At 66.6% G+C, this 20541-nt stretch carries 18 protein-coding genes, 2 tRNA genes and 1 other RNA gene; 10 read left to right on the top strand and 11 right to left on the bottom strand.

The features are described 5' to 3' along the window. Nucleotides 1-91: 91 nt before the first annotated feature. Both AC4D2R_RS06405 and aceE read right to left on the bottom strand, forming a co-directional pair. A complete protein-coding gene (locus tag AC4D2R_RS06405) occupies nucleotides 92-1336 on the bottom strand; it encodes a PucR family transcriptional regulator (protein WP_490938594.1) in 1245 nt (414 codons plus the stop codon). Between the two features lie 147 nt (nucleotides 1337-1483). Further along, a complete protein-coding gene (gene aceE, locus AC4D2R_RS06400) occupies nucleotides 1484-4234 on the bottom strand; it encodes a pyruvate dehydrogenase (acetyl-transferring), homodimeric type (protein ID WP_490938592.1) in 2751 nt (916 codons plus the stop codon). 358 nt (nucleotides 4235-4592) lie between these two features. On the opposite strand from aceE, the gene AC4D2R_RS06395 reads away from it, so the two are divergent. From AC4D2R_RS06395 to AC4D2R_RS06380, 4 genes are all read left to right on the top strand, one after another. Then, nucleotides 4593-5012, top strand: coding sequence for a DUF3052 domain-containing protein (locus AC4D2R_RS06395; RefSeq protein ID WP_490938590.1), 420 nt, complete (start codon nucleotides 4593-4595; stop codon nucleotides 5010-5012). Nucleotide 5013: 1 nt separating this feature from the next. Beyond that, nucleotides 5014-5487 carry a redoxin domain-containing protein gene (locus tag AC4D2R_RS06390; RefSeq protein ID WP_490938588.1) on the top strand — a complete coding sequence of 158 codons (474 nt, stop codon included), beginning with the start codon at nucleotides 5014-5016 and terminating at the stop codon, nucleotides 5485-5487. Continuing rightward, a complete protein-coding gene (locus AC4D2R_RS06385; protein WP_490938586.1) occupies nucleotides 5484-6419 on the top strand; it encodes an NAD-dependent protein deacetylase in 936 nt (311 codons plus the stop codon). The genes AC4D2R_RS06390 and AC4D2R_RS06385 overlap by 4 nt, the downstream gene beginning before the upstream one ends. Before the next feature lie 93 nt (nucleotides 6420-6512). Then, nucleotides 6513-6588 (top strand) — tRNA-Val (locus AC4D2R_RS06380). 180 nt (nucleotides 6589-6768) lie between these two features. On the opposite strand, the gene rlmN is transcribed toward AC4D2R_RS06380, so the two are convergent. Next, complete coding sequence (rlmN, locus tag AC4D2R_RS06375) at nucleotides 6769-7995, bottom strand: dual-specificity RNA methyltransferase RlmN (protein ID WP_490938584.1); 1227 nt, start codon at nucleotides 7993-7995, stop codon at nucleotides 6769-6771. A 202-nt stretch (nucleotides 7996-8197) separates the two neighbouring features. On the opposite strand from rlmN, the gene gnd reads away from it, so the two are divergent. Beyond that, the gene (gnd, locus tag AC4D2R_RS06370) at nucleotides 8198-9634 is read left to right on the top strand and encodes an NADP-dependent phosphogluconate dehydrogenase (RefSeq protein WP_490938582.1); all 1437 of its coding nucleotides are present in this window, start codon (nucleotides 8198-8200) and stop codon (nucleotides 9632-9634) included. A 121-nt stretch (nucleotides 9635-9755) separates the two neighbouring features. Here the strand turns inward: gnd and epsC are convergent, their stop codons facing one another. The 3 genes from epsC to msrA all read right to left on the bottom strand — a co-directional run bounded on the left by epsC (nucleotide 9756) and on the right by msrA (nucleotide 11955). Continuing rightward, nucleotides 9756-10343 carry a serine O-acetyltransferase EpsC gene (gene epsC / locus AC4D2R_RS06365; protein WP_490938580.1) on the bottom strand — a complete coding sequence of 196 codons (588 nt, stop codon included), beginning with the start codon at nucleotides 10341-10343 and terminating at the stop codon, nucleotides 9756-9758. A gap of 40 nt (nucleotides 10344-10383) precedes the next feature. Beyond that, on the bottom strand, nucleotides 10384-11319 hold the full coding sequence (gene cysK / locus AC4D2R_RS06360) for a cysteine synthase A (protein WP_490938578.1): 936 nt from the start codon (nucleotides 11317-11319) through the stop codon (nucleotides 10384-10386). Nucleotides 11320-11430: 111 nt separating this feature from the next. After that, on the bottom strand, nucleotides 11431-11955 hold the full coding sequence (gene msrA / locus AC4D2R_RS06355) for a peptide-methionine (S)-S-oxide reductase MsrA (protein ID WP_490938576.1): 525 nt from the start codon (nucleotides 11953-11955) through the stop codon (nucleotides 11431-11433). A 104-nt stretch (nucleotides 11956-12059) separates the two neighbouring features. Between msrA and AC4D2R_RS06350 the strand changes: the two genes are divergently transcribed. The 3 genes from AC4D2R_RS06350 (at nucleotide 12060) to AC4D2R_RS06340 (ending at nucleotide 14754) form a co-directional block, all read left to right on the top strand. Further along, nucleotides 12060-12950, top strand: a complete 891-nt coding sequence (locus AC4D2R_RS06350; RefSeq protein WP_490938574.1) for a Nif3-like dinuclear metal center hexameric protein — start codon at nucleotides 12060-12062, stop codon at nucleotides 12948-12950. An 89-nt stretch (nucleotides 12951-13039) separates the two neighbouring features. Beyond that, nucleotides 13040-13780 (top strand): zinc ribbon domain-containing protein, encoded by a 741-nt coding sequence (locus AC4D2R_RS06345; RefSeq protein ID WP_490938572.1) that lies wholly within the window; start codon nucleotides 13040-13042, stop codon nucleotides 13778-13780. An 80-nt stretch (nucleotides 13781-13860) separates the two neighbouring features. After that, a complete protein-coding gene (locus AC4D2R_RS06340; RefSeq protein WP_490939064.1) occupies nucleotides 13861-14754 on the top strand; it encodes a reverse transcriptase-like protein in 894 nt (297 codons plus the stop codon). A 19-nt stretch (nucleotides 14755-14773) separates the two neighbouring features. On the opposite strand, the gene AC4D2R_RS06335 is transcribed toward AC4D2R_RS06340, so the two are convergent. Next, nucleotides 14774-15538: a YaaA family protein gene (locus AC4D2R_RS06335; protein WP_490938570.1), complete on the bottom strand. Its 765-nt coding sequence runs from the start codon at nucleotides 15536-15538 to the stop codon at nucleotides 14774-14776. A gap of 68 nt (nucleotides 15539-15606) precedes the next feature. On the opposite strand from AC4D2R_RS06335, the gene rnpB reads away from it, so the two are divergent. Both rnpB and AC4D2R_RS06325 read left to right on the top strand, forming a co-directional pair. Further along, nucleotides 15607-16005, top strand: an RNA gene (rnpB, locus tag AC4D2R_RS06330) — RNase P RNA component class A. 151 nt (nucleotides 16006-16156) lie between these two features. After that, nucleotides 16157-17428, top strand: a complete 1272-nt coding sequence (locus AC4D2R_RS06325; RefSeq protein ID WP_490938568.1) for an MFS transporter — start codon at nucleotides 16157-16159, stop codon at nucleotides 17426-17428. A gap of 4 nt (nucleotides 17429-17432) precedes the next feature. On the opposite strand, the gene def is transcribed toward AC4D2R_RS06325, so the two are convergent. The 4 genes from def to orn form a co-directional block, all read right to left on the bottom strand. Beyond that, on the bottom strand, nucleotides 17433-18005 hold the full coding sequence (def, locus tag AC4D2R_RS06320; protein WP_490938566.1) for a peptide deformylase: 573 nt from the start codon (nucleotides 18003-18005) through the stop codon (nucleotides 17433-17435). Between the two features lie 51 nt (nucleotides 18006-18056). Continuing rightward, the gene (locus AC4D2R_RS06315) at nucleotides 18057-19211 is read right to left on the bottom strand and encodes an acyl-CoA dehydrogenase family protein (RefSeq protein ID WP_490938564.1); all 1155 of its coding nucleotides are present in this window, start codon (nucleotides 19209-19211) and stop codon (nucleotides 18057-18059) included. A gap of 142 nt (nucleotides 19212-19353) precedes the next feature. Then, nucleotides 19354-19426 (bottom strand) — tRNA-His (locus AC4D2R_RS06310). A gap of 147 nt (nucleotides 19427-19573) precedes the next feature. Beyond that, nucleotides 19574-20176 (bottom strand): oligoribonuclease, encoded by a 603-nt coding sequence (orn, locus tag AC4D2R_RS06305; RefSeq protein ID WP_490938562.1) that lies wholly within the window; start codon nucleotides 20174-20176, stop codon nucleotides 19574-19576. Nucleotides 20177-20541 lie beyond the last annotated feature (365 nt).

The following is a 20541-nucleotide window of genomic DNA, read 5'->3' as shown; positions in this document are numbered from 1 at the left end:
CTTTCCAAATGAGGTGTGCTTTCTCGGGTGTTTACTCGAACGAAGCTCTTTGGCCCGTTTTGTAGGAAGTCTACAAGGTGGGCCGGCCGCGCTAGCGTTGGGATTGGCGTTCGGAAGGGGTTGCCCCGGGCTGGTAGAGCCGTCCGACGACAAGCGCCGTCTGCAGCACGTATGCCTCCCGGGGGAGCAGCGGATCCCATCCGGTGACGTCGCACACCCTCCGCAGGCGGTACCGGACTGTGTTGGCGTGGACGAAGAGTTCGCGCGACGTGGCCTCGAGTGAGTGGCCGAGCGCGAGGTAGGCCGAGAGGGTCTCTTCGAGGCCGTTTGAGGCGTTGACGAGGGGCCGGTAGATCTGGCGCACCAGCGCTTTGCGCGCGGTGTCGTCGCCTGACACAACCCGCTCCGGCCAGAGGTCCTCCGCCGAAACAGGGCGCGGGGCCGAGGGCCAGGCCTTTGCCGCGGTCAGCCCGGCGAATGCCGCCTGCGCGGAACTGCTCGCGGCCACCAGGGATTCAGCTTCGGGCCCGTAGACAACCGGCCCCGGCCCGAACAGTTCGCTGAGGCGCGCGTAGGCAACATCCCGGTCGTGGATCCCGCCGAGTACGAGGATCAGGCGGTCGCCCTGGATGCCGACGAGCGTGTCTTCAGCCAGCCGCCCGGTGATGCGGCGCAGTTCGTTGAGGAATGCCGCGTTGGGCTCCGGCGGGGAACTGCCCACCATAACGGTGATCCGGCCCTGTGACTTCCAGCCGACGGCGGCAATCCGGGACCGGAGGGCGTCGGAGCTCTCGCCGCGCAGGATCGCGTCGACAACGAGGGCCTCGAGGCGGGTGTCCCACGAGCCGCGGGTCTCAGCCGCCCGGGCGTAGACATCGGCAGCGGCGAAGGCCACCTCGCGCGAGTAGCGCAGGACCGCCTCGCGCAGGGGTGCCTGATCGGCGACCGGCGCAAGGAAGGGGACCTGGTCCTCGACGACCTGAACGACGACGCGGATGAGCTGGAGCGCCTTCTGGAGGCTGATCGAGCGCGTGAGTTCGGTGGGGGCGGTGCCGAAGACATCGCTGAGCACCCAGGCGGGGGAGACCGGACGCTGGTACCAGTTGACGAAGGAGGCAATTCCCTTCTGAGCGACCATCCCCAGGGCAGACCGCTCGTCGGGACGGAGACTGCGGTACCACGGGAGGTCCGACTCGAGCTGCTTCAACGTCGCGGTCGACAGGGCCCCGATTTTACCGCGCAGCCTTTCGACGGTATCTGGATCGGGAGCCGCAGCGGACCCGCCCGCTGCGCCGCCGTTTCGGGACGGGGTCACTGGCGTTTGGGAGAGCGGCATGCACTGAGCATACGGTTTTCCCTGGTGAAGCTCCATTTGTGCGAAGGCTACAAAAGAAGCCGGTGGACAACGACGGCGGGGAGCGGGCTTCCGCCCACTCCCCGCCGTCGTTCCCGGCGCGCTTTGCAGCCGCCGGTCAGTGGCTGATCAGCTTTCGCCGCCAGCGTTTCCGGTGGTTCCGGCGTTGACATCGAGAAGCGAGTACTTTTCGATGGCTTCTCGCGGCGCCTCGGCGTCGACTTCACCGCGGCGGGCAAGCATCTCCAAGGCCCGCACCACCACGGAGTGGCTGTCGATCTTGAAGAAGCGGCGTGCCGCGGCGCGGGTGTCCGAGAAGCCGAAGCCGTCGGCGCCGAGGGTGGCGAACTCGTTCGGCAGGAACTGCCGGATCTGGTCCGGCACGGCCTTCATGTAGTCGCTGACCGCAACGATCGGGCCCGTTGCGCCCTCGAGCTGCTGGGTGACGAAAGGCTTGCGCGCTTCACCGCCGGGGTTGAGGAAGGCCTCCTCCTCGGCTGCGAGGCCGTCCCTGCGCAGTTCGTTCCACGAGGTCACCGACCAGACGTCCGCTGAAACGCCCCAGTCCTCGGCGAGGATCTGCTGCGCCTCGAGAGCCCACGGCACAGCGACGCCCGAGGCGAGGAGCTGCGTGCGGGGGCCGTCGACCTTGGCCGGGGCCAGCAGGTAGATGCCCTTGAGCAGTCCGTTGACGTCGAGTTCCTCGGGTTCGGCCGGCTGCACGATCGGCTCGTTGTACACGGTGAGGTAGTACATGAGGTTCCGTGAGGACTCAGGCCCGGAGTTCTTGCCGTACATGCGCTCGAGGCCGTCGCGCACAATGTGGCCGATCTCGTACCCGTAGGCCGGGTCGTAGGTGACAACGGCCGGGTTGGTCGAGGCGAGGATCGGGGAGTGTCCGTCGGCGTGCTGCAGGCCCTCACCCGTCAGCGTCGTCCTTCCGGCGGTGGCTCCGATGATGAACCCGCGGGCCATCTGGTCGGCGGCCGCCCAGATGGAGTCGCCGGTGCGCTGGAAACCGAACATCGAGTAGAACACGTAGACCGGGATCAGCGGCTCGCCGTGCGTGGCGTAGGCGGTGCCGGCGGCGGTGAAGGCCGCAACGGAACCGGCCTCGTTGATGCCCGCGTGGAGGATCTGGCCCTGGATCGACTCCTTGTAGGCCAGCACAAGGTCGCGGTCGACCGACAGGTAGTTCTGGCCCTTTGGGTTGTAGATCTTCGCCGTCGGGAAGAACGAGTCCATGCCGAAGGTCCGTGCCTCATCGGGGATGATGGGCACGATGCGGTTGCCGAACTCCTTGTCGCGCATAAGGTCCTTGAGCACGCGCACGAACGCCATGGTGGTGGCGGCCTGCTGCTTGCCCGAGCCGCGCTTGGCAACCTCGTAGGCCTTCTCCGGCGGCAGCGCGACCTCCGCGTGCTTGGTCCGGCGCTCCGGCACGAAACCGCCGAGCTCCCTGCGGCGCTCAAGCAGGTACTTGATCTCCGGTGCGTCGGGGCCCGGGTGGTAGTACGGCGGGTTGTAGAGGTCGTTGTCGATCTGCTCATCGGAGATGGGGATGCGCAGGTGGTCGCGGAACTTCTTGAGGTCCTCGAGGGTGAGTTTCTTCATCTGGTGGGTCGCGTTGCGGCCCTCGAAGTGCGGGCCCAGGCCGTAGCCCTTGACGGTCTTCGCGAGGATGACGGTCGGCTTGCCCTTGAACTCGGTTGCGGCCTTGTAGGCGGCGTACACCTTGCGGTAGTCGTGGCCGCCGCGCTTCAGCTTCCAGATTTCGTCGTCGCTCAGGTCGGCGACCATGTCCTTCGTCGCAGGGGACTTGCCGAAGAAGTGCTCCCGGACGAATCCGCCCGACTCGGCCTTGTAGGTCTGGTAGTCGCCGTCGGGGGTGCTGTTCATGATCTCGACGAGCGCACCGTCGGTGTCCTTCTGGAGCAGGGAGTCCCACTCGCGGCCCCAGACGACCTTGATGACGTTCCATCCGGCGCCGCGGAAGAACGCTTCGAGCTCCTGCATGATCTTGCCGTTGCCGCGGACGGGACCGTCGAGGCGCTGCAGGTTGCAGTTGATGACGAAGTTCAGGTTGTCAAGGTTTTCATTAGCGGCGAGCTGCAGGAGGCCGCGCGATTCGGGCTCGTCCATTTCGCCGTCGCCGAGGAATGCCCAGACCTGCTGGTCCGAGGTGTCCTTGATCCCGCGGTTGTGCAGGTACCGGTTGGACTGCGCCTGGTAGATGGCGTTCATCGGGCCGATGCCCATCGACACGGTGGGGAACTCCCAGAAGTCCGGCATGAGGCGCGGGTGGGGGTAGGAGGACAGTGCGTGCCCTTCCTTCGACTTCTCCTGGCGGAACCCGTCGAGGTCCTCCTCGGTGAGCCTGCCTTCAAGGAAGGCGCGGGCGTACATGCCGGGGGAGGCGTGGCCCTGGAAGAACACCTGGTCGCCGCCGCCGGGGTGGTCCTTGCCGCGGAAGAAGTGGTTGAACCCTACTTCGTAGAGTGTTGCGGCGCCGGCATACGTCGAGATGTGCCCGCCGACTCCGACCTCAGGGCGCTGGGATCGGTGCACCATGACCGCGGCATTCCACCGCAGCCACGCCCGGTACTTGCGCTCGACCTCCTCGTCGCCGGGGAACTCGGGTTCCTGGTCCGCCGGGATGGTGTTGACGTAGTCCGTGGTGGTCACCATCGGAACACCAACGCTCTGGGCACCCGCCCGCTGAAGCAGCGAACGCATGATGTACTGCGCGCGCTCCGTTCCCTGGGTCCGGATCAGCTGGTCGAGGGACTCGACCCACTCTGCCGTCTCCTCAGGATCCGCATCCGGCTTGCCCACGGTCAGACCGCTGAGAATATCTGCCGTACCTTGTTCTGCAGCCACGCGAAAACCTCTCCACTTGTCGCCGATTATGTCTGCGACGCTTATGACTTTGTGCTTCGGATCGATTGCCCGAAAGATTGTGCAGGTCCGGCCGGGGGCTGTTGAACCGAGGCCGTTCACCGAATCACTCTATCTCCGGTACGGCAATGATGCGTAGCCGGGAGTTCGCCGCCCCCGGTGAGTGGGATGGATGTGACTGCTGAGTAGGGTTGCCTGCGCCTTCGAATCCCATGGGTTCCCCAATTGGTCGTGCTGGCTTGATGCGTGGCGTATAAAGGTGTTGGCTGGTAGTAATGCATGACTACCTTTTTGTGGAACCGCCATCTGGGCGGTTCCCGTGTTTCTCAGGAGGAACTAAGTGAGCGAGGCCGAAGCCGCCACTGCAGTAACCGTGGCGGGCAAGTTGGGTTTCAAGTCCGGCGACCTTGTTCAGGAGCTCGGATACGACGAGGATGTCGACTTCGACTTCCGCGACGACCTCGAAGCGGATATCGCCTCGGAACTGCTCACTGAAGATGATCAGGAGGTCGTCGACGGGGTGATCCTGTGGTGGCGCAGTGGCGACGGCGACCTGGTCGACGCTCTTGTTGACTCGCTCACCGCCCTCGACGTCGGCGGCGTCGTCTGGGTCCTGACCCCGAAGCCCGGCCGCGAAGGCTACGTAGCGCCGTCCGAGATCCAGGAGGCCGCACCCACCGCGGGCCTGTACTCGACGTCGTCTGCCGGTGTCTCAAAGGAATGGGCGGCCACCCGGCTGGTGCGAGGGCGGAAACAGTAACGTGCCGCGGCTCCCTTCCCGGGGTGAGCGTGCTCCCGAAGTCGAGCTGCTGAACCAGCACGGCGAACCCGTGGAATTGTCCGGGCGCCGCGGGGAGCGAGTGCTGCTCGTCTTTATCCCCTTCGCCTTCTCGCGGATCTGCACGGCGGAACTTGCCGACCTTCAGGCAAAGGTCCGCCCGGCGGCCCTACCAGGGGTCCGGCTTGTCGCCGTCTCAACCGACTCGAAGTACACGCTGCGCGCTTACGCGGAGGCCGAGGGCCTCAGCTTCGATCTCTGCTCCGACTTCTGGCCGCACGGCGCAGCGGCACGGGCCTATGGCGTGTTCAACGCTGAGTCCGGCCATGCGGAGCGATACAGCTTCGCGATCGACGAGAACGGTATCGTCTCCTCGGTATTCGGCTCGGCGCCGGGTGAACCGCGGAAGGTATCGGACTACACCGACGCCCTCGCCCGGTTGGACGGTGCCGCATGAGCGGGGCGCCGGAAACACCCGGGCCCGAGGCGAATCCCGGCTTCGGCCTCACCGGGTTCAGGACATCGGGACCGGCAGTGCCGGCACCGCTCGAGCCCCGGATACGGGAGCGGCTCGATGAAGTGGTTGAACTGCTGTCCGGCCGCCGGCTCGCAGTGCTCACCGGCGCGGGCCTGAGCACAGATTCCGGCATCCCCGACTACCGCGGGCCGACGGCGGTGCCGCGAAACCCGATGACCTACCAGCAGTTCGTCGGCGACGAAGTCCTCCGCCGGCGCTACTGGGCGCGCAACCACGTCGGATGGCGGCACCTGCGCCACGCGGACCCCAACGCGGGCCACGCGGCGCTCGTGAAGCTGGAACAGCGCGGACTGATGGTCGGGCTCATCACGCAGAACGTCGACCGTCTCCACTCGACCGCAGGCAGCACGGCCGTGGTCGACCTCCACGGCACCTACGACACAGTGATCTGCCTCTCCTGCGGCTCATCCTTCCCGAGAGCGCGCATCGCTGAACTTCTCGAAGAGCTCAACCCGGGCTACCTCGAGCGGGTCTCCGATGCCGGTGATATCGCCCCTGACGCCGACGCGGACATCACCGAGACCGAAGACTTCGTCGTCGCTCCCTGCCCGGTCTGCGGCGGGATGCTCAAGCCGGACTTCGTGTACTTCGGCGAGAACGTTCCCAAGCCCCGGGTCGCGACCGCGTACCAGATCGTCGACGACGCCGACGCGCTGCTCGTCGCCGGCTCCTCCCTGACCGTGATGAGCGGGCTCAGGTTCGTCCGCCACGCGGTGAAGACGGGCAAACCGGTGGTGATCATCAACCGGGGCAAGACGCGGGGCGATGACCTCGCCACGCTGCTAGTTGACGCCGGCGTTTCCGAGGCGCTGACCTATCTCGCCGAGAAGCTTCCCGACCTCGAGGCCTAGCCGATTGGCGCCGTCGGCCGTTGATCGGGTAGAGTCTTCCTTCGGAATGAGGCGTGTTTCGGGGAAATCCCGGGCGGCGCTGAAACTCTCTTCGGGTCTTTAGCTCAGCTGGTAGAGCGCCACGTTTACACCGTGGATGTCATCGGTTCGATCCCGGTAGGACCCACCACCGCAAAACCCCGCCGCTCCAGGCCAAGGCCTTGGAGCGGCGGGGTTTTTGCTTTCAGCCGGCGCACCACCTCGCGGTGAACGCACCCTTAAACGGGCGAGCGCACCCTTAAACGACGGACGCACCGGAAGAATCCGGTGCGTCCGTCGTTATCGGGTGCGCTGGGCGCTCCGCGGTGAGTTAGTCGGCCGCGGCGAGCTGCCCGCAGGCGCCGTCGATCTCCTCGCCGCGGGTATCGCGCAGCGTCGTGGGGATACCGGCGGCCCGGAGCCGGTTGATGAATTCGGCGGTGACGTCCTTCTCCGAGGCCGTCCAGATGGAGCCGGGGGTCGGGTTCAGCGGAATCGGATTGACGTGGACCCAGCCGCGGCCGCGCTTGTTGAGCTTCTTCGCCAGGAGGTCGGCACGCCAGGCGTGGTCGTTCATGTCCTTGATCAGGGCGTACTCGATGCTGACCCGCCGGCCGGTGGTGGCGTAGTAGTTGTACGCGGCGTCGAGGGCCTCATCCACCTTCCACTTCGTGTTCACCGGAATGAGCTCGTCGCGCAGCTCGTCGTCGGGCGCATGCAGGGAGAGGGCGAACGTCACGGGGACTTCCTCCGCGGCAAGCTTATTGATGGCCGGCACCAGGCCCACTGTCGAGACGGTGATGTGGCGCGCAGACATGCCCAGGCCCTCGGGGGAGTCGTCGACGAAGCGGTGGACGGCGGCCATCACGCGCTTGTAGTTGGCCAGCGGTTCACCCATGCCCATGAACACGATGTTGGTGACGCGGTCGGCGTCGTGGCCGCCGTCGGTGCGCTTGCCACCGAGGGCACCCTCGGCGAGGGCGCGGTTGGCGGCGACAACCTGGTCGACGATCTCCGCCGTGGACATGTTCCGGGTGAGCCCGGCCTGCCCCGTGGCGCAGAACGGGCAGTTCATGCCGCAGCCGGCCTGGGAGGAAACGCAAAGGGTCACCCGGCCCGGATAGCGCATGAGGACCGACTCGACCAGGGCGCCGTCGAAAAGCCGCCAGAGGAACTTGATCGTGTCGCCGTTGTCGGTGGTCAACCGCTTCACCTCGGTGAGCAGCGGCGGGAACACGGCCTTGACCAGTTCCTCGCGTCCGTCCTTGGGCAGGTCGCTCATCAGCGCGGGGTCGGTGGTGTAGTGGCTGAAGTAATGGGTCGAGAGCTGTTTCGCCCGGAAGGCCGGGTGTCCCAGTTCCTTCAGCCGCTCCTGCCGCTCAGCAAGGGTCAGGTCCGCCAGGTGTACCGGCGGCTGCTTGACCCGGGAGGACTTGAACTGAAGGAGCGGGCGGCCGTCGGTTGCGACAATAGGCGTTGCACCTTCCACCTCCGGGCGAACCTGGGGACGGGAAGAGGCGGGGGCGGGGGAGAGCGTTACATCAGACATTGCCTCCATTGTTTCATGGACGGCGCAGGGGCGGGTGAGGGCGGTCCAGGGTGTGCTGGTCGGCTTCCCGCTGGAATGTTACTGAGCGCACAGTGCGCGTTATGGCTTCAGGCTGACGGTCGGTAATAGGCTGAGTTTTACGGGATGGGCGCGTTGAGGCGCACATCCAGCACAGGCGCGTATGAGGCGCCCCGACTCATCGGAGAGATCATTGAGTGCACAAATTGGTGTGACCGGACTGGCTGTCATGGGCGCAAGCCTTGCTCGCAACCTTGCCCGCAACGGGTACACGGTGGCCCTGCATAACCGATCGGTCGAAAAGACCGACGCCCTGCTTGAGAAGCACGGCCATGAAGGGAACTTCATCCGCACCGAATCCCTCCAGGAGCTCGTGGATTCGCTCGAAAAGCCGCGCCGGGTCCTGATCATGGTCAAGGCCGGCAAGCCCGTTGACGCGGTGATCGAGCAGCTGGTGCCGCTGCTCGAGCCTGAAGACATCATCATCGACGCCGGCAACTCGCACTACGAAGACACCCGGCGGCGCGAAGCTTCCCTTGCCGAAAAGAACCTCCACTTCGTCGGTGTCGGAGTCTCCGGCGGTGAGGAGGGGGCGCTGCTCGGGCCCTCCATCATGCCCGGCGGATCCCGCAAATCCTATGACTCGCTCGGACCGATGCTCGAGAAGATCTCCGCGAAGTACAAGGGCGAGGCCTGCTGCTCCTGGATCGGCACCGACGGCGCCGGCCACTTCGTCAAGATGGTCCACAACGGCATCGAGTACGCCGATATGCAGGTCATCGGCGAGGCCTACGACGTCCTCCGCTCGGCAGCCGGCATCGAACCGGCCGAGCAGGCGGAGATCTTCAAGGAGTGGAACAAGGGAACGCTTTCCTCATTCCTGATCGAGATCACGGCCGAGGTGCTCGGGCACACCGATGTGCGCACCGGAAAGCCCTTCGTTGACATCCTCGTCGATGCCGCAGGCCAGAAGGGAACCGGCCGCTGGACCGTCGTTTCCGCACTTGAACTCGGCAGCCCGACGTCGGGCATCGCCGAATCGGTGTTCGCGCGCGGGCTGTCCTCCCAGAAGGAACAGCGCCTTCAGGCCCAGGAGGCACTGCAGGGCAGGGAGGCGGAGGTCGAGCTTCCGGAATCGTTCGTCGAAGACGTGCGCCTTGCCCTCTACGCCTCGAAGCTCGTCAGCTACGCGCAGGGCATGGATATGCTGGCCGCTGCCGCGAAGGAGTACGGCTGGGAGCTCAAGCTCGATGAGATCGCCGCACTGTGGCGTGCCGGGTGCATCATCCGCGCCGAACTGCTTGACGACATCATGAAGGCCTACAAGGGCGGTGACCACCCGGTGAACCTGCTGCTGGCTCCGGCGTTCACCGCGGCGATCGCCGAGGCAGTCCCGGCCTGGCGCCGGGTCATCGCGACAGCAGTCCAGCTTGGGATTCCGGTGCCCGTCTTCTCCGCATCCCTTGCCTACTACGACGGACTGCGCCGCAAGCGCCTCCCCGCGGCCCTCACCCAGGGCCTCCGCGACCTCTTCGGCGCCCACACCTACAGCAGGGTCGACGCCGAGGGCACCTTCCACACCCTGTGGGGCGAGGACCGGTCCGAGGTCGAAGCGGTCGACACCCACTAACCGAAGGCGTGCCGCATCCCCAGCGGCACGTCCATGAAACGGCGAAAGGCCCCGGTTGCCCGGGGCCTTTCGCGTTACCGCCTTCGCGTGTCATGAGGGAGCGGAGCGGGATCCGCCGGCGCTAGATGTAGATCGCGGGGTCCACGTATTCGGCAGGGTCGACGGCAGGGAGGTTCTCCCGGGTCGAGTCGCGGTGGCGGTGCGTTGCCGGTATGCCGGTGATGATCGAATCCGGCGGGGCGTCCTTGACGACGACGGCGTTGGCACCGACGGCGCTTCCGGTCCCGATCGTGATCGGGCCGAGCACCTTGGCGCCGGCGCCGATGGTGACCCGGTCGCCGATCGTCGGGTGGCGCTTGACCTTCTCAAGGGAGCGCCCACCGAGGGTGACGCCCTGGTACATCATGACGTCGTCGCCGATCTCTGCGGTGCCGCCGATGACGACGCCCATGCCGTGGTCGATGAAGAACCGCCGGCCGATCGTGGCGGCCGGATGGATTTCGATGCCCGTGGCAGAGCGGGCCAGCTGGGCAAGGACCCGGGCCGGAAACCGCAGTCCGGGACGCGACCACATGCGGTGGGTAAGCCGGTGCGTCCAGATGGCGTGGAGCCCCGAGTAAACGATCGCGTTCTCCACCGGGCCGCGTGCGGCGGGATCGTGGTCGCGCGCGGTCTGAAGATCCTCGCGGAGTCTGCTGAAAAAGCTCACCGATGCATCCTGTTCGCTGGTGGTCGGTCGGCCGGGCTGGTCAGCCGCGGATATCGTCGAACAGTACCGTGGAGATGTAGCGCTCACCGAAGTCGCAGACAATGGCGACAATGAGCTTGCCCGCGTTTTCCGGCCGCTTGGCGAGCTCGAGTGCCGCCCAGACGATCGCGCCGGAGGAGATTCCGCCGAGGATTCCCTCCTTCGTCCCGAGGGCACGCGCGACGCGCACCGAGTCCTCGACGGAGGCGTCAATGACTTCGTCGTAGATGGAGGTGTCGAGGATATCCGGAACGAAGTTCGCCCCGAGGCCCTGGATCTTGTGCGGGCCGGGAGAGCCGCCGTTGAGGATCGGCGAGTCGGCCGGTTCGACGGCGACAATCTGCACCCCGGGCTTGCGCTCCTTGAACATCTGGCCGACGCCAGTCACGGTTCCACCGGTGCCCACTCCGGCGACGAAGATGTCAACCTCGCCGTCGGTGTCTTCCCACACCTCTTCGGCGGTGGTGGTCCGGTGGATCTCGGGGTTTGCGGCGTTCGCGAACTGCTGCGCCCAGATTGCGTTCTCGGTTGTCGCGACGATTTCCTTCGCGCGTTCGACCGCCCCGCGCATTCCTTCGGAACCGGGGGTGAGGATGATCTCGGCCCCGTAGGCGCGGAGCATCACGCGCCGCTCGGTGGACATGGTCTCGGGCATGGTCAGGATGACCTTGTACCCGCGGGCCGCTCCGACCATCGCGAGCGCGATCCCCGTGTTGCCCGAGGTGCCCTCGACGATTGTTCCGCCCGGACGCAGCGCGCCCGACTTCTCTGCTGCGTCGACGATTGCGACGCCGATCCGGTCCTTGACGCTGTTCGTCGGGTTGTAGAACTCAAGCTTCACCGCAACCTGGGCGGGCAGGCCCTCGGCCAGGTGGTTAAGGCGCACCAGGGGAGTGCGTCCGACCAGCTGCGTGACGTTGTCGTAGATACGTGCCATGAGAAAGCCTGCCTAAGGGAGGTGAGCCGAGGGACGGTGGCTTCGGCCGGGCACCGTCATCCGGTGCCCGGCCGTGCCCATGGTCAGCTTAACGACGCCGGTCTTGACAGCCTATGCGACAAGCCATTCAGCGTAATATTTGCGCGCCTTGGCCAGCTTCGGGTTGATAATCACCTGGCAGTAACCCTGCTCGGGATGTTTCGCGTAGAAATTCTGGTGATATTCCTCAGCGACGAAGAACTCGGGAAGCCGCGAGATTTCCGTCACGATTGGATCGTCCCAATTCTTCTGGTTGCGCTGCAGGGCCGCTTCGAAAAGCGCCTTCTGCTCGGAGTCCTCGTAGTACATCGCTGAGCGGTACTGGGTTCCGACGTCGTAGCCCTGCCGGTTCAGCGTTGTGGGGTCGTGGGAGACGAAGAACATGTCGAGGATCACGTCTTCGGGGATGACCGTCTCGTCGAAGGTCACAGCCACGACTTCAGCGTGGCCCGTGATACCCGAGGAAACGGTTTCGTAGTTGGGGCTCCGGTCGTGTCCGCCCGTATAACCGGAAAGAACTTCCTTCACACCGACGGTTTTCTGATAGATGGCGTCGAGGCACCAAAAGCACCCGCCGCCAAGCACAAATGTCTTCATGCTATATACAATGCGCCTGCCCTCCGGAACATTCCCCATCGGGGGCCCAGATGACCTTCCGGTTAATTGGTCGGCGGTGCGGAGCCCGGGGTACAACTGGTGCTATGGAAGATGACCAGCAGACATCCCCCGCCGCCCCGTCCGGCCCCGGGGCGGTTCCGACGGTCGGAGAAGTTCTCCTCGCGATCGAAGAGCTGTGGCCTGAATCGCTTGCCGAGGACTGGGACTCCGTTGGCCTCGTCGCAGGCAGGGCCGGCGCCGAGGCCGGACGCATCCTATTCGCGGTCGACCCGACCACCGCGGTCCTCGACGAGGCGCTCGAGTGGGGCGCACAGCTCATCATCACGCACCACCCGCTGCTCCTGAAGCCCGTGAATTCGATCGCCGCATCGAACCCGAAGGGAGATGTGCTTCACCGGCTCATCGAGAGCGGCTGCGCGCTGGCGACTGTCCACACGAACGGGGACAGCGCGGTCGGTGGGGTCTCGGACGTCCTCGCCGACGCCTTCGGCCTGACCAACGTGCAGCCCCTGGTCCGCGCGCAGGACGGCCTGCCCGAGGAAGGAATCGGCCGGGTGGGTGACCTCCGGGAGCCCACCACACTGGGTGGCTTTGCCGAGGCCGTCTTCTCGATCCTTCCCGCCGTCGCCGGCGGCGTACGCGTTGCGGGCGACAAGGACGGCCTGGTGCGCCGCGTTGCGGTGTGCGGCGGCGCCGGCGACTCATTGCTGGGTCAGGCGCGCCTCAGCCAGGCCGACGTCTACGTCACCGCGGATCTGCGCCACCATCCGGCCTCGGAAGCCCGCGAAGGCGCAATCAGCGGACGTCCCTACCTCATCGACGTCTCCCACTTCGGCAGTGAGTGGCTGTGGCTGACCCCCGCCGCGGCGGCGCTCGGCAACGTCCTCACCGACCAGGGCTTCGCCTCCGACATCCGTGTCAGCTCCGTCAACACCGATCCATGGGACTTCGTGCTGACGCCCGGCCGCTCCTAAGCGGGGGCGCTCCGGCGCCGACCGGTTCCGCCTGCCGCCCGGTGCAATAGGCTAGAAGGAAAGTCATCGTCCACAACGCGGAGGTACACGTGGCTAAGGCTGCACCAGAGGAACAACTGCGCCTGCTCGATCTGCAGGCGCTCGACTCGCGCCTGAACCAGCTCCAGCGGCAGGCGGCAACGGTCCGCAACAACCCCGAAATCGCGGCGCTCGCAGCACGGGCCGCAACAGCGGACGGTGAGCTCGTGAAGGCGACGACCGAGCTCGCCGATCTCGAGCGTGAGCTCACCCGTGCCGAGGACGACGTCCAGGCCGTTGTGACCCGGTTGGAGCGCGATGAGCAGCGGCTCAACAGCGGCACCGGCACCTCGAAGGACCTCACGGCCCTCCAGAGCGAGGTCGCCTCCCTCACGCGCAGGCGCTCGGCGCTTGAGGACGTTGAACTCGACGTCATGGAGCGCGTTGAGGCTGCGCGTGCGCGGCAGGAAACCGTTCGACAGGCCACCGACGGCGTCCGCAGCGAACTTGCTGCCCTCGAAGCGGCGCGTGACTCCAAGCTCGAGGCCCTGAAGGTGCAGCGCGACGAGGTCCAGGCGCAGCGCGACGAGCTTGCCGGGAGCTTCGAGGCGGGCCTGCTTGGCCTCTACGAGAAGACGCTCGCCAAGCGCGGCGTCGGCGCCGCCCGGCTGTTCCACGGGAAGTCGGAAGGCTCCGGCATGCAGCTGAGCCCCGGCGACCTCGCGGACATCTCCCGGTCCGCACCCGACGACGTCGTCATGTGCCCCGACTCCGGGTGCATCCTCGTCCGCTCAAGCGAGTGGGGACACTGAAACCGGTGACGGCCGACCCCTTCCTCTTCCCCGCCGCCTACGGGAACGACACCGCGGTCGCGGCCGCCCAGGACGCCCCCCTGCTCGTTGTCGAGGCGGACGGCGGCTCCCGCGGCAACCCCGGCCACGCCGGATACGGCGCCCTCGTCCGTGATCCGGCCACGGGCACGATCCTCGTTGAGAAGGCCGAATACATCGGCAAGGCGTCGAACAACGTTGCCGAATACTCGGGCCTCGTTGCGGGCCTCGAACTCGCGCACGAACTCAATCCGGCGAGCCGGATCCACGTCAAGATGGACTCGAAGCTCGTTGTGGAGCAGATGTCGGGCCGCTGGCAGATCAAGCACGCCGACATGCGGGTGCTGGCAGCGAAGGCGCGGAAGATCGTCGACCCCCGCCGGGTGACCTACGAGTGGATCCCGCGGGAGCGCAACAAGGACGCCGACCGGCTGTCCAACGAAGCGATGGACGCCGGCATGGCCGGGGTGCCCTGGGCTCCCAAGGGCAACGCCGCAGCGAAGGCGGCGAAGACTCAGGTCCCGGATCAGGGTGCAACTGAGGTGGCGGAACCGGCCCGCGCCCGCGGCAGGCTGCACCACGTTGAGGTGTGGGTGCGGGACCTCGAAGCAGCGAAGGCCAGCCTCGGCTGGCTCTTGGAGCGGCTCGGATTCATCGTCAAGGACACCTGGAAGGACGGCCTGAGTTATGCGGGGGACGGGTGCTACATCGTCCTCGAAGCCGGGCCCGACGTCGCGGCCGAGCTGCATCAGCGGCGGCGCCCCGGAGTGAACCACCTTGCATTCGACGCCGGAACCCGCAGCGAGGTCGATCTATTGGCCCGGCGCGCGGCCAGCCATGGGTGGACGCTGCTTTTCGCGGACCGCCATCCGTACGCCGGGGGGGCCGAGCATTACGCGGCGTACCTCGAGAACGCCGACGGGTTCGAGATCGAGCTGGTTGCCGGAACGTCCTGACCCGGGGCTTCCCGCCGCTTCAGGGGGCCAGGATGATGTTCAGGCGGGCGGGCTTGGTGGCCGAAGCCGGCTCAAGTTCCGCCGTCCACCGCTCCTGCGCCGCCTTCAGCAGCTGGGCTGGCGTTGACGGCGCCTTGCCCCGCCGTGTGAGCAGGTGCCGGGCGAGCTCGCCGCGGGTGTGCTTGGCAAAGTGCGAGACGACTGTGCGTTTCCCGTTCCGCTCCTGGAAGACGTGCACCGCCGCGGTGCCCTCGGCAGGGGGAGCCCACGCCTGCGCGTAGGTGCTTGAGCGGCAGTCGACGATGAGGTTTCCCTCGGAGTGGGCGCGCAGCGACCCATCCAGTTCCCGCTTCCAGAACGCGCCGAGCCTCCCGGTGCCCGGAAGGTCAACCGACATCGACAGGCGGTACGCGGGGATGGGGTCCCCGAACCGGACGGCGCCCCAGAGCGCCGAGACGACGACGATGTGTTCGCGTGCCTTCCGCCGCTGGGCCGGCGTCATCCCCTGGTAGTCGAGGGCGTCGTAGAGGACGCCGGAATACACGCTGTGGGCGGGGGCGGCCGGTTCGGCCTCGAGTTCTGCGTTCCGCAGGACCTCGGCGTGAAGCGTGGCTCCGACTCCCAGGACTGCGAGGGCGTCGGGGGCTTTGCTCGCCCGTTGAAGTGCCGTGAGCACCACCCGGCGTGCGGCGTTGAGCTCCGGGAAGTGGAGGTCCTCAAAGGACAACGGGAGCCCCCGGGAGGCTGCGGTTTTTCCTTCGGACGGGGGCAGCAAAATCAGCACTGGTCCACTTTACCTTCCGGGCAGCGTGCCTCTTCCCGCTCCACCGGCAACGTAGAATGGCTTTCGGATGGGTTGACCAGGCGGTCGCGTTGGGCCCCGGTTGCAAGACCGGAACGCCCACCGAGGAACGTCCGGGCTCCGCAGAGCAGGGTGGTGGGTAACGCCCACTCGGGGTAACCCGCAGGCCAGTGCCACAGAAAAGAGACCGCTTCCTCTCGGTTCCGCCGGGGTGGAAGTAAGGGTGAAACGGTGGTGTAAGAGACCACCAGCGTGCCGGGTGACCGGCACGGCTCGGTAAACCCCACCCGGAGCAAGGCCAGACAGGACGCGCTTGAGGGCTGCTCGCCCGAGTGTCCGGGTAGGCCGCTGGAGGGCACCGGCAACGGTGTTCGTAGATGGATGGCCGCCACTCCCGCGCCGGCAACAGCGCGGGATGACAGAACCCGGCGTATCGGTCAACCCATCCACCCAAACACCCCGGAAACCTGCGTAAAACCGGCGCAGATATGACTGCGGAGCTATCAGCAAGAATGACCGCCGTCAATACTGCATCAATCGGTGCCGGGAGAATCGTCGTGGGGCCCTTGAGGAACACCGGCGCTCCGCTACCCTGTGTCAATGACCGACACCGTAGCGCCGCGGAGGCACCTTCTGCTCCGCAATACGGACTTTCGGTCGCTCTGGATTTCAGGGACGGCAGGAGTGTTCGGCAACGCGGTCGCCTCCGTCGCGCTCCCGGTGATAGCGGCGGTGGAACTGCGCGCCAGCGACTTCGAGGTGGCCGCCCTCGCGGGCATGGTTTTCCTCCCGTGGCTGCTCTTTGGCCTGGTGATCGGCGTGTGGGTCGACCGGCTTCCACGCAAGCCGGTGATCCTCTGGTCGCTCGTCCTGCGGATCGTTGCGCTGCTGTCCCTGCCGCTGGCCTATTGGTACGGCGTGCTGAGCACCCCGCAGCTGTTCCTCGTCGCCTTCCTCGCGGGGGTGTCCTCCGTCTTCTTCAACCTCGCCGACCAGGCACTGGTTCAGCAGGTCGTCACCAAGGAGGAATTGGTTGAGGGCAATGGGTTGATGACCGGGTGGGGGGCCGCCGCCGACGCCGCGGGCAGGGCCGTAGCCGGCTGGCTCACCAGTGCCGCCGGGGCGTCGAACTCGCTGCTGGTCCAGGTGGGCGCCTCGGGGGTGTCCCTTGCCGCCGTGTCGAGCCTGAAGGTGAAGGAGGTTCCGCCGCCTCCCACCAAACGCAAGCTGCTCCGGGAAATGGCCGACGGGATGGCCTACACCTTCAGCACGGGCCCGCTCCGGGCGATCCTTTTCAACGCGGCGCTGTGGAACCTCGGCGGCAACATCGCGGCGTCGCTGATCGTGCTGCTTGTCCTGCGCACACTTGGGGAGTCGGAGATCTGGCTCGGATTCCTGCTCGCGGGGGCCTCGGCCGGCGGTGCTGTCGGCGGCATCACGGCCAAGGCAATGAGTGAGCGCCTCGGCTCGGGCCCGTTGTGGCGCTGGTCCATGGTGCCCGGCGTGCTCGGGTACGCATCGCTGCTGGTCATGACCCCCGGCCTGGGCATGCTGCCCGGCGTCGCCGGGATGTTCGTGATGGGCGCGTGCGTCGCATGGAACATCGTTGTCGGAACGAGCTTCCGCCAGCGGGTGTGCCCCCCCAACATGATGGGCAGGCTGGGAGCGGCATCGCGCACGGTGAGCTGGGGCATGCTTGCCGTCGCCAGCTTCTCGGCAGGAATCCTCGCCGAGGCCTTCGGGGTCAGGACGGCGGTCCTGATCGGCGTGGTGATCGCCTTCGGGGCGCCCCTGATCGCCATCTTCGGACCACTGCGGAAGGTGCAGCGGCTCGAGGACCTTGAACCTGCCCCGTCGCCCGGAGCAGCCTGAGGCGCTAGTGCCCGAAGGGGTCGGGGTCGACGCCGGGCAGCCAGGTCAGGCCCGGAACGCCCCACCCGTGGGCTTTCATCGCCTTGCGTGCCTTGCGGCCCTGGCGGTTGTTGAGCCGGTCGATGTACAGCTTGCCGTCCAGGTGGTCGTACTCGTGCTGCATGCAGCGCGCGAACCAGCCGGTTGCCTCGAACTCGACCGGCTGCCCATCGCCGTCGAACCCCGTGACCTTGACCCACTCGGCCCGCTTCAGGGGGAAGGACTCGCCCGGCACGGAAAGGCAGCCCTCGGACTCCTCGTCCGGGTCCGGGTCCGCGCCCGAGATCTTCGAGGTGACAAGCGTCGGATTGACCAGGACGCCGCGGGGCGGCACGCCGTCGTCATTGGCCATCCCGTACACGAAAATACGGAGGCCCACACCGATTTGGGGTGCTGCGAGGCCCACCCCGTTGGCTTTGTCCATTGTCTCGAACATGTCCGCTATCAGGGTGCGCAGCTCGTCGTCGAACGCCTCGACGGGCGCGGCCCGGCGGTGCAGCACGGGTTCGCCTGCGATGGTCACGGGGTGGACAGCCATGGTTCCTTCCGGTGGTCGGGTAGACAGGGGATCGGGCGGGCGTGCGGTGGGTCAGCGGGCGATTGAACGGCCGACGGTCTCGCGCATGATTTCGCTCGTGCCGCCGAAGATCGTGAGCAGCCGGGCCGCAAGGAACGCCTGGGAGACCGGGTACTCGAGGATGTACCCGTAGCCGCCGTGAAGCTGAAGGCAGCGGTCGGAGATCGACTTGACCCGTTCGCTGGCCCACAGCTTGGCGCGGGCGGCGGCGACAGCGTCGAGCCTGCCCTCGTTGAACGCCGTCATCGCGGCATCGACGTAGGCCTCAGTGACCTCGACTTCGGTGAGGATGTCGGCAAGTTCGAACCGGGTGTTCTGGAAGTCGATGACCCGTTCGCCGAACGCATTGCGCTCGCGGGTGTACGTCACGGTCTGCTCATACACGGCGCGGGCCAGGGCCGATGACGCAACGGCAATGCCGAGCCTGCCCTGGGGAAGCTGCTCCAGGCTGTACCGCAGGCCGGAGCCCACCTCGCCCACGAGGTTGTTTCCCGGAACCCGCACGTTGTCGAAGAACAGTTCGGCTGTATCGGACGCGCGAAGGCCCATCTTGTCCAACTGGCGCCCGGTGGTGTAGCCCTCGGTCTTTTCGACCATGAACAGGGAGAAGGAGTCGCTGGCACCGCGCCCCGTTCCCCCGTCGGTCCGGGCAAGCACCAGGGACGCGTCGCCGGTGATGCCGTTGCCGATGAAGGTCTTCTGGCCGCTGAGCAGCCAGTCGTCCCCGTCGCGGACGGCTTTGGTGCGGATTCCGCGCAGGTCGCTGCCGGCGCCGGGTTCCGTCCATGCCACCGAGGTCACCTTTTCCCCCGACACCATGGCCGGCAGCCACCGCTCCTTGAGGTCCTCGGAGCCGTAGGCGAGCAGGTGGGGCAGCACCATGTCGTCGTGGAGGTGGAAGGCGAGCCCGACGGCGAGGTGGTTGCTGCGCGCGAACTCCTCGTCAAGGACGGCGCGGAAGCGGTAGTCGCCCATGCCGGCGCCACCGAACTCCTCGGGTACGGCCATGCCCAGCAGTCCCTGTTCCCCGGCGGCCTCCCAGACCCGGCGCGGCATCCGGTGCTCTGCATCCCACTGGGAGTAGAAGGGGGAGACTTCGCGGGAGTTGAACTCCTGCGCTACCTCGCGGAATAGCTCGTGATCTTCTTCGAACACTCGGCGCTCCATGCGGCAGACCTCTCAAAACGTGGTCGGTGATAACTGGAAACCTGGGGCAGGCCGCCGCGGGGCGGCCGTAAAAAACACCAGCCGTCCCGGAGAGTCTCCGGAACGGCTGGTGTTGGCGGATCGCTGCGCAATCCGCCGTGCGGGTGAGTAACGGGGGTTGAACCCGCGACCTCCTGGACCACAACCAGGCGCTCTGCCAACTGAGCTATACCCACCATGCAGCCTCGCTGGACCCGCACCCTGATCCTGCTGGGAGCCGGTCCGTTGTGTAACGGCAGCGGAAACAAGTTTACACACTTTTCCGGATGCTTTTGCCAGCGGCCCGGTCCGGGGTGTCGCCGCGCCTGCGAAGGCGGCCCGGATCAGGCGTCGAGCTGCTGGGCCAGGGCCTTGCTGGCCGCCGAATCGGGGCCGGGGCTCGGAACGAACACGGCCTGCCGGTAGTAGCGCAGCTCACGGATCGAATCCTGGATGTCACCGAGGGCGCGGTGGCCTCCGACCTTCGCCGGGGCGTTGAAGTAGGCGCGGGTGAACCAGCGGCGGGCCAGTTCCTTGATCGTCGACACGTCGATGACCCGGTAGTGGAGGTGGGCGACTACTTCCGGCATATCCCGGACCAGGAAGTTCCGGTCGGTGCCAACGGAGTTCCCGGCGAGCTGGGCTTTGTTCGGCTCGGGCACCCAGGTGCGGATGTACTCAAGCACTTTTTCCTGGGCTTCCTGCATGCTGATCCCGTCGGCAAGCTCATCGAGCAGCCCCGAGGTGGTGTGCATTGTGCGGACGAAGTCGCCCATCTGGGCAAGTGCCCCGGGATCGGGCGCGATGACGACGTCGACCCCTTCCCCCAGGATGTTCAGCTCCGAGTCCGTGACGAGCACGGCAACCTCGATGAGGGCGTCGGCCTCGAGGTTGAGGCCCGTCATTTCGCAATCGATCCACACGATGTGTTCATTTGATATCGGCACCCGACAAATGTACCGCGCAGCTGGGCCGGGCCAGCCGGTGCCTTGGGATTACGACGCGTGCCACCATGCGTCTGGCGGTATGGATCTTTCCGGCCCGGTGCGGCCTCCGGCCGGCCGTCCAGGGCCCGGTGCTAATATCGAGGCAGTTTGGATGCGTTCAGCGAAGGCCATCTTTGACCGGTCTTGGCCGGGCCAATCCCGTTAACCGCGGTCCACCGGGGGACGATTGGTTGTGCCGGCGGACGCTCACAGGCAGTGCACGCCGGTCCGGTCCGTGTTCCGGCGTGCAGTGCGCGGCGGCCTGAACGGGCCGACCGCCTGCCCATGCCGCATAACGATTGGATACCCGTACATGACCGCCCAGG

The sequence above is a fragment of the Arthrobacter sp. TJ-217 genome (assembly GCF_058269255.1).
Note: the sequence above shows the minus strand (reverse complement) of the source record. Positions and strands in the feature narration are given on the sequence as shown.